This window comes from Pseudomonas sp. GW456-12-10-14-LB2, from assembly GCF_002884345.1.
Classification (GTDB): Bacteria; Pseudomonadota; Gammaproteobacteria; order Pseudomonadales; family Pseudomonadaceae; genus Aquipseudomonas; species Aquipseudomonas paraglycinae.
In genome coordinates, this window is the sequence record NZ_POHV01000025.1 from 65,871 (window position 1) to 81,440 (window position 15,570).

Genomic DNA, 15,570 nt, shown 5'->3' on the forward strand with positions numbered 1-15,570 from the left:
CACGCTCTGCGTGGGAACGATCTCGCGTGGGTCAGCCCTCGGGCTTGAGGATCAAAACTGCCAATGGCGGCAAATTCAGCTCCAGCGACAACGCCTGCCCATGACTCGCCACCTCTTCGGTAAACGCCCCGCCGCCGTTGCCATAATTGGAACCGGCATACGTGTCGGCGTCACTGTTGAGCAATTCCTTCCAGCGCCCGGCAAACGGCACACCGACGCGATACGACTGACGCGGCACCGGGGTGAAGTTGGCCACCACCAGCACCGGCGTTCCGTCCTTGCTCCAGCGCAGCCATGCGTAAACGCTGTTGATCGCATCGTCGCCGATCAACCACTGAAACCCTTGCGGCGCATCGTCCTGCTCGTGCAACGCCGGCTCTTCGCGGTAGAGCCGGTTGAGGTCGCCGACCAGCTTCTGCACGCCTTTGTGTTCCGAGTATTGCAGCAGATACCAGTCGAGCTGCTGGTCGTGACTCCATTCGCGCCACTGGCCGAACTCGCAGCCCATGAACAGCAGCTTCTTGCCCGGATGGGTCCACATGAAACTCAGATAGGCGCGCAGGTTGGCGAACTTCTGCCAGCGGTCGCCGGGCATCTTGTCGATCAGCGAATGCTTGCCGTGCACCACTTCGTCGTGGGAAATCGGCAGGATGAAGCGCTCGGACCAGGCGTACACCAGGCCGAAACTCAACTCGTTGTGGTGATGGGCGCGATACACCGGATCCTGCTGGATGTAGTGCAGCGAATCGTGCATCCAGCCCATGTTCCATTTGTAGGCAAAACCGAGGCCGCCTTGTTGGGTGCTCTGGCTGACGCCAGGCCACGCCGTGGATTCCTCGGCGATCACCAGCGCACCCGGAGCCTCCAGCGCTACCACATCGTTCAAATGCCGCAGGAAGTCGATGGCTTCGAGGTTCTCGCGACCGCCATGACGGTTCGGCACCCACTCGCCGGCCTTGCGCGAATAGTCGCGATACAGCATCGACGCCACCGCATCGACCCGCAGACCGTCAATGTGGAAATGCTTCAACCAGTGCAGCGCCGACGCCAGCATGTAGCCATGCACTTCAGTGCGGCCCAGGTTGTAGATCAGCGTGTCCCAGTCCTGATGGAAGCCTTCCAGCGGGTTGCCGTATTCGTACAGTGCCGTGCCGTCGAATTGGGCGAGGCCATGGGTGTCGGTGGGAAAATGCGCTGGCACCCAGTCGAGAATCACACCGATGCCGGCCTGGTGGCAGGCATTGACGAACTCGCCGAACTGCTCGGGCGTGCCGTATCGCGCACTCGGAGCGAACTGCGACAGCAACTGATAGCCCCATGAACCGCCAAACGGGTGCTCCATGATCGGCATCAGTTCGATATGTGTGAAGCCCAGTTCCTTCACATAGGGAATCAGCCGCTCGGCCAGTTCCGGCCACGTGTACTGGCGCGCCACTTCACCGAGATCGTCGAGTTCGCATTGCCAGGAACCGGCGTGCAACTCATAGATCGACAGCGGCGCATTGTGTTGCTGATGTTCGCGGCGGCCGCTCATCCAGTCGTGATCTTGCCAGTCGATCTGCAACGGTGCGGCGACTTTTGACGCAGTGTCCGGCGGCAAACTGGTGGCCAGTGCCATCGGGTCGGCCTTCAGCGGCAGAATACCGTGGGCGCCGAGGATTTCGTACTTGTACAGTTCCCCTGCTTGCAGGCGCGGAATGAACAATTCCCACACGCCAGACGGATGCCGCAGGCGCATCGGATGCCGCCGACCATCCCACACGTTGAAATCACCGACCACCGACACACGTCGGGCATTCGGTGCCCACACCGCGAAACGCACGCCATCAACGCCATCGACGGTTTTCAGCTGCGCACCGAGGCAACTGCTGAGGTCGCGGTGATTGCCTTCGGCAAACAGGTACAGGTCCATTTCACCGAGCAACTGGCCAAAGCTGTAAGGATCTTCCGCGACCTGCTCGCCACCGGCCCAGCGAGTGCGCAACAGGTACGGCCGTGCGCCCTCGAAATGGCCGACAAACAGCCCCGGTGTTTCGGTGGCCTCCAGCGGACCGAGCTCTTCGCCACTGTTTTTATCGACGACAGAAACACTCAACGCGCCGGGCAGATACGCCCGGATAAATTGCCCGCCGGCACCATCGCCGTGGGGGCCAAGAATGGAAAACGGGTCGTGATGTTCTGCGCGCACCAAAGCATCAATGTCTTTTGCAGTGGGCAGCAATCTTTCTTTAGCGTGACCCTGTTCCCTGTTCGAGAAACTCATGACTACTCTCCACCAAGATCGGAAAAGGGTTTGAGCCCCGTCAATAACCCGTACAGACCGTGCAGCGGCACGGGCAGCCAGGTGGGGCGATTTTCGGCTTCATAGGCCACTTCGTAGGCCGCTTTCTCCAGACCGAACAACGCCAGTGCGGCGTCGGCACCTTCAGGATCTTGCCAGGCATGATCAAGACTAGCTGCCGCTTGGCGATATGCCTGGAGAAATGCTTCCCGGGCTTCACGCAGGTAACGCTCCGTGACCCGCCGACGCGCGGCTTCGGCCTCGGGGCTGTTGTCGACGTTGTGCACATTCAGGGCCATGGCCGCGGCGTAATCGAAGGAACGCAGCACACCACTGACGTCCTTGTACGGGCTGTGCTTGCCCCGGCGTTCGGCCAGTGGCCGCGCCGGTTCGCCCTCGAAGTCGATCAGGTAGGCGTCGCCCTTGATCACCAGCACCTGCCCCAAATGCAGGTCGCCGTGCACGCGGATCCGCAAGCCGCCAGCGGACTGTTTGGCCAACTCCTGCACGTGGGCAAGGATGGTTTTCTTGTTGTCGAGCAACCGACCGACCAGCTTCTGATCCGCCGCGTCGAGTTCGCCCTGATGCTGCTTGAGCAACTTCAACGCATGCTCGACCTGCGCCGCGACATCCTTGCCGGTCGCCTGCGCATCCTTGGCCGAACTGACTTGCGGCGCGAAGTCCTGGTTGTCGCTTGGCGCTGCCAGCACCTGATGCATTTCCCCAAGACGCTGGCCGAGCATGCCGGCAAAATCCTTCAGTTCACCCAGGGCGTTGTAGTGTTGCGCCTGCTCGGACACGGCGTCCGCCAATTCATCGCGCAGCGCCCGTTCAAGGTTGTTCTGCGTCCATTCCCAGGCATCGCCCTGATTGCTCAGGTAGCCTTGGGCGATCATCAGCAGGTTGTCTTCGCCCTTCCCGTCCCGGCGAATCACCGAGCCGAGCAGCGGAGAGATATTGGCAAATCCGGCCGCCGTCAGGTAAGCGCTCATCTCCAGTTCCGGGTGTACGCCGGAAGCGACTTTGCGGATCAGCTTGAGCACCAGACTGTTGCCGATCACCACCGAACTGTTGGACTGCTCGGCGGACAGATAGCGCACTTCGGATTCCGCACCGAGGCCGAGTTTTTCCAGTTGCGACGTTGCCTCGAAACGGATCTCGCCCTCACTGGATTCCAGCACCGTTCCGCTCTGCATGCCTTCGAGCACCGCGCGAATAAACGCTTCGAGACTGAACGCATCGGTGATCAACCCGACCTGACGCACCCGACGCACTCGGGCCAAAGCCAGTTGTTGCGGCAACGCCGGCCCGACCTGATCTTCGGCAATGAAGCCGAACGGCAATTGATAACGGCTGGTCTGCCCGCCGCTCTGCACTTCGATTTCACTGAGCAGCACCGGATGCTGCGCGTCGCCGAAGCGCACGCCGTAGGCCAGTTTCACCTGGTCAATCGCAGCGTCCTTGCCGGCGAACCAGCGTCGGTTTTGCAGCCAGCTCGGCAGGATCGCCTGTTCGAGGGTGGCGCGGGACGGCGCTTCGAGCAGTTCTTCCATGCGCTTTTTCAGCACCAGCGTGGTGAAGTCCGGCAGGCTCTGCGCCGGCTCGACGTGCCAGCTCGGCATCTGGTTTTCCGCCGCCAGGCCGAACCAGTAGAAACCGTAAGGCGGCAGGGTCAGCAGGAAACTCAACTGGCCAATGGGCGGGAACGCGTTACCGCCGAGCATTTCCACCGGCACCATACCGACGTAGGCCGACAGGTCGAGCTCCACCGCTTGTGCGCTGCGCGACACGTTGGCCACGCACAGGATGGTTTCGTGCTTGCCGTCCGGCCCGGTGTATTCACGGGTGTAGGCCAGCACGCGACGATTGGCCGGCGAGAGCATTTTCAGCGTGCCGCGACCGAACGCCTTGGACTGCTTGCGCACGGTCAGCAGGCGTCGGGTCCAGTTGAGCAGCGAATGCGGGTCGCCGGCCTGAGTTTCGACGTTGACCGACTGGTAGCCGTATTGCGGGTCCATGATCGGCGGCAGCACCAGACTGGCCGGATCGGCGCGAGAGAATCCGCCGTTGCGGTCGATCGACCACTGCATCGGTGTACGCACGCCGTCGCGGTCGCCCAGATAGATGTTGTCGCCCATGCCGATTTCATCGCCGTAATACAGGGTCGGCGTGCCGGGCATCGACAGCAGCAGACTGTTGAGCAGTTCGATGCGGCGGCGATCACGCTCCATCAGCGGCGCCAAACGCCGGCGAATCCCGAGATTGATCCGAGCGCGACGGTCGGCGGCGTAGTAGTTCCAGAGGTAGTCGCGTTCTTTGTCGGTGACCATCTCCAGCGTCAGCTCATCGTGGTTGCGCAGGAAGATCGCCCATTGGCAATTGGCCGGGATCTCCGGGGTCTGACGCAGGATGTCGGTGATCGGGAAGCGGTCTTCCTGGGCCAGCGCCATGTACATCCGGGGCATCAGCGGGAAGTGGAACGCCATGTGGCATTCATCGCCATTCACACCCTCGGCGTCTGTGTCGCCGAAATACAGCTGAGTATCTTCCGGCCATTGATTGGCTTCGGCGAGCAGCATGCGATCCGGGTAGTTGGCGTCGATCTCGGCGCGGATCTGCTTGAGGACGTCGTGGGTTTCCGGAAGGTTTTCGTTGTTGGTGCCGTCGCGTTCGATCAGGTACGGAATCGCATCCAGGCGCAGGCCGTCGATGCCCATGTCCAGCCAGTAGCGCATCACCGACAGCACGGCTTTCATGACTTGCGGGTTGTCGAAATTGAGGTCCGGCTGGTGCGAATAGAAGCGGTGCCAGAAGTACTGGCCGGCTACCGGATCCCAGGTCCAGTTGGACTTTTCGGTGTCGAGAAAAATGATTCGGGTGCCGTCGTATTTCTGGTCGTCATCCGACCACACATAGAAATCCCGCGCCGCCGAACCGGGCTTGGCCTTGCGCGCCCGCTGGAACCACGGGTGCTGATCGGAGGTGTGGTTGATGACCAGCTCGGTGATCACCCGCAAGCCACGTTTGTGTGCTTCGGCAATGAACCGCTTGGCGTCGGCCATCGTCCCGTAATCGCTGTGCACGCCACGGTATTCGGCAATGTCGTAACCGTCGTCGCGGCGTGGCGAGGGGTAGAACGGCAACAGCCAGATGGTGTTGACGCCGAGTTCGGCGATGTAATCGAGTTTGGCGATCAGGCCGGGAAAGTCGCCGATCCCGTCGTTGTTGGAATCGAAAAAGGATTTGACGTGAACTTGATAGATGACCGCGTCCTTGTACCAGAGCGGGTCTTTGATGAAGGTGGCAGCCTTGGGTTTCTTCGCCATGTGAAACTCCTGTTGAATTCAATAAGGGCGCCCTGCGCAGATCGCTGATCGCTGATCGTTCCCACGCTCTGCGTGGGGAATGCATACCGGGACGCTCCGCGTCCCAAAGCGGACGCAGAGCGTCCATGGCGGCATTCCCACGCGGAGCGTGGGAACGATCAGGAACCGATCAAGTCGATCAGGAAGAAGTGATCCGCCAGATTCCGAACGGCTGGTAAGCCGGGTCGATCCGCATGAACTGGTACTTGCCGTGCCAGTCCCAGCGATGGCCATTCATCAGGTCTTCGCCGTGGGTGGTGGCATCGTCCGGCAGGCCCATTTCCCACAGCGGGAGCTCGAAATTCGCTTCCTGAACGTTATGCGGATCGAGGCTGACGGCCACCAGAATGAAATTGCTGCCGTCCGCGCTGCGTTTGCCGAAATACAGAATGTTGTCGTTCCAGGCGTTGTAGATCTTCAGTCCCAGATGGCTGTGCAGCGCCGGGTTCTGGCGGCGGATGCGGTTGAGCTGGGCGATCTCGGCAATGATGTTGCCGGGCTGGTTGAAGTCGCGGACGCGGATCTCGTACTTCTCGGAATCGAGGTACTCCTCCTTGCCCGGCACCGGCGCCGATTCGCACAGTTCGAACCCGGAATACATACCCCACAAGCCCGAGCCCATGGTCGCCAGCGCCGCGCGGATGAGAAATCCGGGACGTCCCGATTCATGCAGGAACGCCGGGTTGATGTCCGGGGTGTTGACGAAGAAATTCGGCCGGTAGCACTCGCGCCACGGCGATTCATTGAGTTCGCTGAAATAGGTCGCCAGTTCGGCCTTGGTGTTGCGCCAGGTGAAATAGGTGTAGCTCTGGGTGTAACCGACCTTGCCCAGCCGCGCCATCATCGCCGGCGTAGTGAAGGCTTCAGCGAGGAAGATCACTTCCGGGTACAACGTACGGACATCGGCGATCAACCATTGCCAGAACGGCAGCGGCTTGGTGTGCGGGTTGTCGACCCGAAAGATCTTCACGCCCTCCTGCACCCAGCCGACCACGATGTCGCGCAATTCGACCCACAGGCTTGGAATCGCTTCCGGTGCGTAGAAGTCGACGTTGACGATGTCCTGGTATTTCTTCGGCGGGTTCTCTGCGTATTTGATCGTGCCGTCCGGCCGCCAGTTGAACCAGCCCGGATGCTGCTTGAGCCACGGGTGATCCTGGGAACACTGAATGGCGAAATCGAGGGCGATTTCCAGACCATGGTCAGCGGCAGCAGCCACCAGCCGGCGAAAGTCCTCGCGGGTGCCGAGCTGCGAGTGAATCGCTTCGTGGCCGCCCTCCTCGCTGCCGATCGCATAAGGACTGCCGGGATCGTCCGGGCCGGCGGTCAGGGAGTTGTTGCGGCCCTTGCGGTGGCTGCGGCCAATCGGGTGGATCGGCGTGAAGTACAACACGTCGAAGCCCATGTCCTGAATCATCGGCAGGCGCGCGTGCACGTCATTGAAGGTGCCGTGGCGGGCGGGATCGTCGGTGATCGAGCGGGGAAACAGTTCGTACCAGCTGGCGAATTCCGCCAGTTCGCGCTCGACGTCCACCGGGAATTCCGGGCTGAGGCTCAGGTAGGCGCGATGATCGGCCTCGGCCATCAGTTGCGCACTGCGCGAGTGCAGAAACAACGCGACCTGCTCGGTTTCGAGCAGGCCGGACAATTCGTGGTGCAGGCCGGCCAGTTGTTCGCTGAGCTGACCTTCACTGCGCTCGGCGGCCTGTTGCACCATGGTGCGCCCCTCTTGCAGCTCGAGGCTGACCGGGACGGCGGCGGTGTGCTTTTTCTCCAGTTCGTACTGAAAACTGGCGAACTGGTCGATCCAGGCTTCGATCAGAAACAGATAACGGCCCACGCGCTGTGGCTGGAAAACGCCTTTCCAGCCGTTATTGCCCTGATCGGACATGACCTCGGTCTGCCACGACTCATCGCCCTCTTCGCGCCAGCGTATGCGCACCGCCAGTTTGTCGTGACCGTCGGCGAACACCTTGCTGGTGACCACGATCTCCCGGCCGGCAATCGCCTTGACGGCAAACTGTCCGCCGTCGAGGGTCGGCGCGGTGTTTTCAATGACGATGCGCGGCAGCAGCAAGGCCTGCGACAGCGGTATATGCGGGTTGTAGCTCTGTTCCGAGGGTTTTTCAGCAGTCATTGAGCATCTCTCCTTAACGCCCCAAGGACGCTCGTTTGCCTGTTTGGCGGTCACGGCCGGGCCTTCGCCCGATGATGAACTCTCTCAGGTTCCGAGCGGCCGTCGCCGGGAAAAGTTCACAGGGATTTGCCGCGCTACAAAATCGGATCGATTTCGCAGTGAAGTGGTCAATCCACTTAAGCACGTCCCACGCCAAGTGCCACACGGAGGTTCACCCGATGACTATTCCGATTCCCGCTGAAACACCCGATCCGAACATCGATAAACCGACGCTGCCCGAGACCGAGCCGCAGCCGATTCCCGAACAGGAACCGCCTGGCACCACGCCACCACCGAAGGAAGAACCACCCACGACCATGCCGCCGGTAATCGTCTGATCAGCGTAGGTCGCTGTGGTCTTTCTCGATGCGGTCCTTCTCGATGTGATCCTTTTCGAAGACCCTGACGATCCGCGGCATGACACTGAATATTCCCAACGCGAGCAACGTACTGAGCACCGCCGTCGCCTCGCGGCCCAGACCGGCCGCGACGCCGATGGCGGCAGTCATCCACAAACCGGCGGCGGTGGTCAGGCCCTTGACGTGGCCTTCGTCGCCTTCATGATTTTTCAGGATGGTGCCGGCCCCGAGAAAGCCGATCCCGGCAATCACGCCCTGCACCACCCGGCTCATCGCGTCGGCCTGGGAACCGGACAATTGCGGTACCAGCACGAACAACGCCGCGCCAAGGGCTACCAGCATGTGCGTTCGCACCCCGGCAGCCTTGCCCTTGTGCTCGCGCTCAAACCCGAGAATCCCGCCCAATATCGCCGCCATCAGCAGGCGCACGGTGATCCGGGTCAGCTGCGAGGCGTCGCCGATGTCGGCGAATTCCGCTTGCAGGGTTTCCCACACTTCATGCCACCAGGCGTTCATCGGCCAGTCCTTGTTATGAGTTGATAAAGGATGGACAGCGCCGACCATTAATCGGTTGCGTAGAACGATCTGCAGAACCGCGCACCCTAACGATTCAGACTCCCGTGAAAAAAGGACAACCCCATGCCCCTTCGTATCGATGAAAGCAATCCGGAATCGAAAGTCTGTTTTTTCACCGTTGAAAACGGTGAGGAAATCCGGATCTGCGACACGCTGGAAGTCAGGACAGATAGCGAAAAAGCCATGTCGTTCGTCGAAGTGGAAGGACGGCGCATCTACGTCACCGAGGCCGAAGCAGATGCATTGACCGTCGCCGGCGCCAGGGATGGACGCAAACACCTGAAGGCCGACGACAGTGATTCGGTGATTTGACTGACCTCGATCAACAACCGGCGCAGGTGTCTGGGATAGGCGTCTGCGCCTCGGCCCACGGGCTGCTTCAAGTTGTCGCAGGCGTTTGTGCGAAACCCATCTGATACGCTTTTTATTGAAATACCTGAGTCTGTTATGCAAACAGATCGACGCTCATAGTTCCCTGGCCTGATGGAGGCTGATGAGCGAACGACCATGAGCGAACGAATCCCCGTCCGAACCGTAGAAGCATCTCCCCGGATAAAAAAAGTACCGGCGCGCCCAATGAAGGCGAAACACGCCACCAGCGACAACCAGATCTTCACCCGCAGCTTCACCGGCCTTTTCCGCACCCTGCGCATGAGCGGCGCGGGGTTTCTGTTCCTGTTGTTTTTCGGCACGGTGTGGCTGAACTGGGGCGGTCGTCAGGCGGTGCTCTGGGACCTTTCCGAAAGCAAATTCCACATCTTTGGCGCGACCTTCTGGCCGCAGGATTTCATTCTGCTCTCGGCGCTGCTGATCATCGCCGCGTTCGGCCTGTTCGCGATTACCGTGTTCGCCGGCCGGGTCTGGTGTGGTTACACCTGCCCGCAGAGTTCGTGGACGTGGATCTTCATGTGGTGCGAGAAGATCACCGAAGGTGAACGCAACCAGCGGATCAAGCTGCAGGCTGCACCGTGGAGCCTGAACAAACTGGCCCGGCGTGCGGCCAAGCACACGCTGTGGCTAGCGATCAGTGTGCTGACCGGTCTGACCTTCGTCGGCTACTTCACCCCGATCCGGCCGCTGGCCGAAGAACTGCTGACCTTGCAGATCGGCGGCGTCAGTCTGTTCTGGGTGCTGTTCTTCACCGCCGCCACCTACATCAACGCCGGCTGGCTGCGTGAGGCGGTGTGCATGCACATGTGCCCGTATGCGCGGTTCCAGAGCGTGATGTTCGACAAGGACACCCTGGCGATTTCCTACGACGTGGCCCGTGGCGAAAACCGAGGCCCGCGCAAACGCGACATGAAACCGGCCGAAGCCGGCCTCGGCGATTGCATCGACTGCCAGTTGTGCGTGCAGGTCTGCCCGACCGGCATCGACATCCGCGACGGCCTGCAAATGGAATGCATCGGCTGCGCGGCGTGCATTGATGCCTGCGACTCGATCATGGACAAGATGAATTACGCTCGCGGCCTGATTCGCTACACCTCCGAGCGCGAGTTGCAGGGTGGCAAGACGCACTTGTTGCGCCCGAGATTGATCGGCTACGTCGCGGTGCTGGTGGTGATGATCGGCGCCCTCGCCCTGGCGCTGGTCGAGCGACCGATGGTGTCGTTGGACGTGACCAAGGATCGTGGTCTGTTCCGTGAGAACGGTCAGGGCCAGATCGAGAACATCTACACCCTCAAGATCATCAACAAGACCCAGCAGCGTCAGGACTACAACCTGAGCCTGGTGGATGGCAACGGCTTCCAGCTGCAAGGCAAGACTGAGCTGAGCCTGGCGCCGGGCGAAATTGTCGATGTGCCGGTGTCCGTGGCGATGACTACGGAACGTGCGGCCAGCAGCTCGCAGACCTTGAGTTTCAAGATTGCCGACAGTGATGAGCCTGAGGTTTATAGCGTGGCGAAGAGCCGGTTTGTTGCGCCGATGAATCGGTGAGGCTTTAAGATGGCGGCGGTTTCGGGGGGTGTGGTGTGTCAGTACAACTGCCCCTCACCCTAGCCCTCTCCCAGAGGGAGAGGGAACCGACCGCAATGTCTGGCGTTATACATCGACCTGAAAAACCGAGTCGATTATGGATTCACAGCAGAACGATCAGGTCGATGTAACTCTGAAGCATCCCCCGATCAGTCCCCTCTCCCTCCGGGAGAGGGCTAGGGTGAGGGGGCTTTTCCCTGACACTCTACACATTCAACCAGCACCAAGGCCCCCGATGAAACGCTACGAAAAATTCGCCGACGACATCGCTGAACTGATCCGCTCCGGCGTCCTCGGCCCCGGTCAGCGGGTGCCGTCGGTACGCTACGCAAGCCAGACTTACGGCGTCAGCCCGTCCACGGTGTTCCAGGCCTATTACCTGCTGGAACGACGAGGCCTGATCCGTGCCCGGCCGCGCTCCGGCTACTTCGTCAACACCCACGCCCCGAGCCCGTTCTCGGAGCCGGTGATTAGCAGCCAGGTCAACGAGTCCACCAAGGTCGACGTCAGCGAGCTGGTGTTCTCGGTACTCGAATCGATCAAAGACCCGAGCACCGTGCCGTTTGGCTCGGCATTCCCCAGCCCGACCCTGTTCCCGCTGCAACGCTTGTCCCGCTCACTGGCCAGCGCCGCCCGGGAAATGGACCCGCGCATGGTGGTCACCGACATGTCGCCGGGCAACCCGCAACTGCGTCGGCAGATTGCGCTGCGCTACATGGTCGGCGGGCTGATGCTGCCGATGGAAGAACTGCTGATCACCAACGGCGCCCTCGAAGCGCTGAACCTGTGCCTGCAAGCGGTGACCGAACCCGGCGATCTGGTGGCCATCGAAGCCCCGGCGTTTTACGCCAGCCTGCAAGTGCTCGAACGCCTGAAGCTCAAAGCCGTGGAAATCCCCGTGCACCCGCGCGACGGCATCGACCTCGGCGTGCTCGCCCAGACACTCGAGCGGCACCCGATCAAGGCCTGCTGGTGCATGACCAGTTTCCAGAACCCGATGGGCGCGACCATGCCCGAGGCCAAGAAACAGGAGCTGGTGGAACTGCTGAAACAGCATCAAGTGCCGCTGATCGAAGACGACGTCTACGCCGAACTTTATTACGGGCAGCAGGCACCGAAACCGGCCAAGGCCTTCGACACCGAAGGCTTGGTGATGCATTGCGGTTCGTTCGCCAAAAGCCTGGCCCCCGGCTACCGCATCGGCTGGGTCGCCGCCGGCCGCTACGCGCAAAAGATCGAACGGCTGAAACTGATGACCTCGCTGTGCGCCTCAATGCCCGCGCAAGCCGCCATCGCCGACTACCTGCAACACGGCGGCTACGACCGTCACCTGCGCAAACTGCGCTACGCCCTGGAAGAACAGCAAAGCGCGATGCTCGCAGCCATCGCCCGCTACTTCCCGGCGCAGACGCGCGTGAGCCAACCGGCCGGCGGCTACTTCCTGTGGCTGGAACTGCCACCGCAGATGGATTCGTTGAAGTTGTTTCAGATGGCGTTGGCGCAGGGGATCAGCATCGCGCCGGGGCCGATTTTTTCGCCGACCCAAAGATTCAGGAATTGCATTCGATTGAACTACGGCAGCCCGTGGACCGAGGATGCGGAGAAGGCAATGGAGACGTTGGGGCGGATTGTGCGGTCGTTCTGAAAGAACGCTGATCGTTCCCACGCAACCAGTTCAACGCCTAGACGATGATCGTTCCCACGTCGAGGCGTCGAACCGTCCGCGTGGGAATGCCTCAAGGGACGATCCTCGTTCCAGCTCTGGAAGGGACGCGGAGCGTCCCGGGCTGCATTCCCACGCGGAGCGTGGGAACGATCATTAACGGCCGCCGCCGAGATCGACAAAAGTCCCGGTGGCATACGAAGCCTTGTCCGACAGCAACCACACAATCGCCTCCGCCACCTCATCCGGCCGGCCGCCCCGGGCCATCGGAATTGCCGACTCCAGCTTGCTGACCCGATCCGGGTCGCCGCTCAACGCGTGGAAATCGGTATAGATGTAGCCCGGACGCACCGCATTCACGCGAATCCCCTCGCCCGCCACTTCCTTGGACAGGCCGATGGTGAACGTATCCAGCGCGCCTTTGGACGCTGCGTAATCGACGTATTCGTTGGGCGATCCCAGCCGCGCGGCGACCGAGGAAACGTTGACGATGCTCCCGCCCTGCCCGCCATGTTTGGGCGACATGCGCAGGATCGCGTGCTTGGCGCAGAGAATCGGCGCCAAGACGTTGGTTTTCATGATTTTGAGGATGCGGAATTCGGACATTTCGTCGACCCGGGATTTTTGCCCCACGGTGCCGGCGTTGTTCACCAGGGCAGTGACGCGGCCCAGTTCGCTGTCGACCCGGTTGAACAGCGCGATCACTTCGTCTTCGATACTGACATCGGCGCGCACAGCGATGGCCGTGGCGCCGCGCTCACGCACCTGATCGAGCACGTGGTGAGCGGCCTGTTCGTCCGTCTGGTAATTGATGCAGATCCGGTAGCCTTGCTCGGCAGCCAACAATGCAGTGGCGGCGCCGATTCCTCGACCGCCGCCGGTGATCACAATGACTTTATCCATGCTGGCCTTTCCCCCGATGCACACGTGACAGTCGGGGCAAGAATAACCGTCATTGCAGGGTTTTGCATGACCTGCGATTAGCGGCTCAGCTCACCGCCAATGGTTTGCCGCGCGCGATGTCCTGCAGAAAGCGATCCGCCGGCATCGGGTGACCGAGCAGATAACCTTGCAGTGAATCGCAGCCCAGTTGCGTCAGGAAATCCTGCTGCGAGTCGGTCTCCACACCTTCAGCCACGATGCGCAGCCCCAGTGCCTGACCGAGGGCGACGATCGCCGAGACGATAGCCGCGTCATCGCTGTCGTGTTCCAGATCGCGGACAAAACCGCGGTCGATTTTCAGCTCGTTGGCCGGCAGACGCTTGAGATACATCAGGCTCGAATAGCCGGTGCCGAAATCATCGATGGACAGGTCGACGCCCATGTCGGCCAGCTCCTGCAACACCGTCATGCTCGCATCGGCGTCGCTCATGGCGGTGGTTTCGGTGATTTCCAGGGTCAGGCTGTTGGCCGGCAAATGGTGGGTGGCCAGGGCCTTGGCCACGCTGCGCACCAGTCCTGAGTGGCAGAACTGCAATGCCGACAGGTTCACCGCAATCCGCCAGTCGGTGTAACCCAGCACGTACCATTCGCGCATCTGCCTGCAGGCTTCGTTGAGCACCCATTCGCCAATCGGAATGATCAGTCCGGTCTTCTCCGCCAGATCGATGAACTTGTCCGGCATCAGCATGCCTTGGGTCGGATGTTCCCAGCGCACCAGCGCCTCGGCACCGACCGGACGACCATCGGCCGCATGGAATTTGGGTTGGTAATGCAGGCTGAACTCGCCGTGCTCAAGCGCCGCCCGCAAGTCCTGCAGCAATTGCAGCTGCTTGCGGGCGTTGCTGTTCATCGAGGCGTCGAAGAAGCTGTAGCCGTTCTTGCCGCCGCCCTTGGCGTGATACATCGCGGCGTCGGCGTTCATCAGCAGTTCCTGCGCGTTCTGGCCGTTGCCCGGATACAGGGCGATGCCGACGCTGGCGGAAATCTGCAGTTCATGTTCGGCGACCCGGAACGACTGCGCGATCAGGCCGACCTGACGCGCCGCCAGACCCAACGCATCGTTGGGCTCGGTCAGGCGCACCAGCAAGACAAATTCATCGCCGCCGATCCGCGCCAGCGTGTCGAGGCTGCGCAAGTCCTCACGCAGTCGCACCGCCACTTCGCGCAGCAACTGGTCGCCCATGTGGTGACCGAAAGCGTCGTTGACCGGTTTGAAGCCGTCCAGATCGATGAACATCAGCGCAAAACAGCCGCCCTGTTCGTTGACCTTTTTCATCGCCTGATTGATCCGGTCGTCCAGCAACATGCGGTTCGGCAGGCCGGTCAGGGTGTCGTGCAAGGCCAGTTGGGTGAGTTCGCGGTTGGCGACGGTCAACGAATGGGCCAGATCAGCCGTGCGGGCTTCCAGACGCGCGTCGAGAATCGAGGTCAGCAGCGCGATGGCCAGCACCGCCAGCGTGGTGATCAGCACCAGATTGTCGAGCCCATTGCCGTTCAGGCCGCTGAGCGCCGCACCACAGAAACTGCCGTCGGGAAACCGCGCCGCCGCCATCCCGGTGTAGTGCATGCCGACAATCGCCACGCCCATGACAATCGCCGCCCCGGCACGGAACAACCGCACGTAAGGCGAGTGTTGACGCAGTCGGAAAGCGATCCACAGCGCTGCCGCGGACGCGCCGACAGCGATCAACAACGAGGCGCCGAACAGTGTCGGATCGTAGTCGATGCCTGGCTGCATGCGCATCGCGGCCATACCGGTGTAGTGCATGGCGCTGATGCCGGCGCCCATGATCAACGCGCCAAAGGCCAGTTGCCAGGCTGGCAGTTTCGGCTGGCTGACCAGCCACAGCGCAAAACCGCAGGACAGCACGGCGATCAACAATGAGAGCGCCGTGATCGAAATGTCGTAACCGAGGCTGATCGGCAGCTTGAACGCCAGCATGCCAATGAAGTGCATCGACCAGACGCCGATGCCCATGGCAAACGCCCCGCCGGCCGTCCATAAATGCACGGCGCGGCCCTTGGCAGTGGCAATGCGCCCGGTGAGATCGAGCGCGGTGTAGGAAGCGAGGATCGCCACACACAGCGAAATGAAAACCAGCGTGAAGGAATAGCTACCGATGAGCATGAGAATTCTCGTGACCACCCCGCCGTACTGCGTCCGTTCTCGGCGGGGCCAAATGCGCCGATTGTACTGATTGCGTAAAAGAATTCACTGACAAAGTAATCAA

The 15,570-nt window shown here is 61.3% G+C and carries 10 protein-coding genes; 4 read left to right on the top strand and 6 right to left on the bottom strand.

Going from position 1 to position 15,570, the window contains the following annotated elements; all coding sequences use genetic code 11:
• Positions 1–31 precede the first annotated feature (31 nt).
• The 3 genes from glgB to C1X29_RS18250 all read right to left on the bottom strand — a co-directional run bounded on the left by glgB (position 32) and on the right by C1X29_RS18250 (position 7,783).
• Positions 32–2,263, bottom strand: a complete 2,232-nt coding sequence (gene glgB, locus C1X29_RS18240; protein ID WP_102718041.1) for a 1,4-alpha-glucan branching protein GlgB — start codon at positions 2,261–2,263, stop codon at positions 32–34.
• Positions 2,264–2,265: 2 nt separating this feature from the next.
• Positions 2,266–5,607: a maltose alpha-D-glucosyltransferase gene (gene treS / locus C1X29_RS18245; RefSeq protein ID WP_102718042.1), complete on the bottom strand. Its 3,342-nt coding sequence runs from the start codon at positions 5,605–5,607 to the stop codon at positions 2,266–2,268.
• Positions 5,608–5,785: 178 nt separating this feature from the next.
• Positions 5,786–7,783 (bottom strand): alpha-1,4-glucan--maltose-1-phosphate maltosyltransferase, encoded by a 1,998-nt coding sequence (locus C1X29_RS18250; protein WP_102718043.1) that lies wholly within the window; start codon positions 7,781–7,783, stop codon positions 5,786–5,788.
• 218 nt (positions 7,784–8,001) lie between these two features.
• On the opposite strand from C1X29_RS18250, the gene C1X29_RS29445 reads away from it, so the two are divergent.
• On the top strand, positions 8,002–8,160 hold the full coding sequence (locus tag C1X29_RS29445; RefSeq protein WP_165369575.1) for a hypothetical protein: 159 nt from the start codon (positions 8,002–8,004) through the stop codon (positions 8,158–8,160).
• Here C1X29_RS29445 and C1X29_RS18255 read toward each other — a convergent pair whose 3' ends face one another.
• Complete coding sequence (locus C1X29_RS18255) at positions 8,161–8,697, bottom strand: MgtC/SapB family protein (protein ID WP_085745831.1); 537 nt, start codon at positions 8,695–8,697, stop codon at positions 8,161–8,163.
• A 123-nt stretch (positions 8,698–8,820) separates the two neighbouring features.
• Here C1X29_RS18255 and C1X29_RS18260 point away from each other — a divergent pair, with 123 nt between their 5' ends.
• The 3 genes from C1X29_RS18260 (at position 8,821) to mapR (ending at position 12,379) form a co-directional block, all read left to right on the top strand.
• Positions 8,821–9,069 (top strand): DUF3203 family protein, encoded by a 249-nt coding sequence (locus C1X29_RS18260; protein ID WP_007952135.1) that lies wholly within the window; start codon positions 8,821–8,823, stop codon positions 9,067–9,069.
• 195 nt (positions 9,070–9,264) lie between these two features.
• Positions 9,265–10,695 carry a cytochrome c oxidase accessory protein CcoG gene (gene ccoG / locus C1X29_RS18265; protein ID WP_102718044.1) on the top strand — a complete coding sequence of 477 codons (1,431 nt, stop codon included), beginning with the start codon at positions 9,265–9,267 and terminating at the stop codon, positions 10,693–10,695.
• A gap of 274 nt (positions 10,696–10,969) precedes the next feature.
• Complete coding sequence (mapR, locus tag C1X29_RS18270; RefSeq protein WP_039772397.1) at positions 10,970–12,379, top strand: GntR family transcriptional regulator MpaR; 1,410 nt, start codon at positions 10,970–10,972, stop codon at positions 12,377–12,379.
• A gap of 174 nt (positions 12,380–12,553) precedes the next feature.
• Here the strand turns inward: mapR and C1X29_RS18275 are convergent, their stop codons facing one another.
• Both C1X29_RS18275 and C1X29_RS18280 read right to left on the bottom strand, forming a co-directional pair.
• On the bottom strand, positions 12,554–13,300 hold the full coding sequence (locus C1X29_RS18275; RefSeq protein ID WP_007955033.1) for an SDR family oxidoreductase: 747 nt from the start codon (positions 13,298–13,300) through the stop codon (positions 12,554–12,556).
• Between the two features lie 85 nt (positions 13,301–13,385).
• The gene (locus C1X29_RS18280) at positions 13,386–15,467 is read right to left on the bottom strand and encodes a bifunctional diguanylate cyclase/phosphodiesterase (protein WP_102718045.1); all 2,082 of its coding nucleotides are present in this window, start codon (positions 15,465–15,467) and stop codon (positions 13,386–13,388) included.
• Between the last annotated feature and the right edge of the window lie 103 nt (positions 15,468–15,570).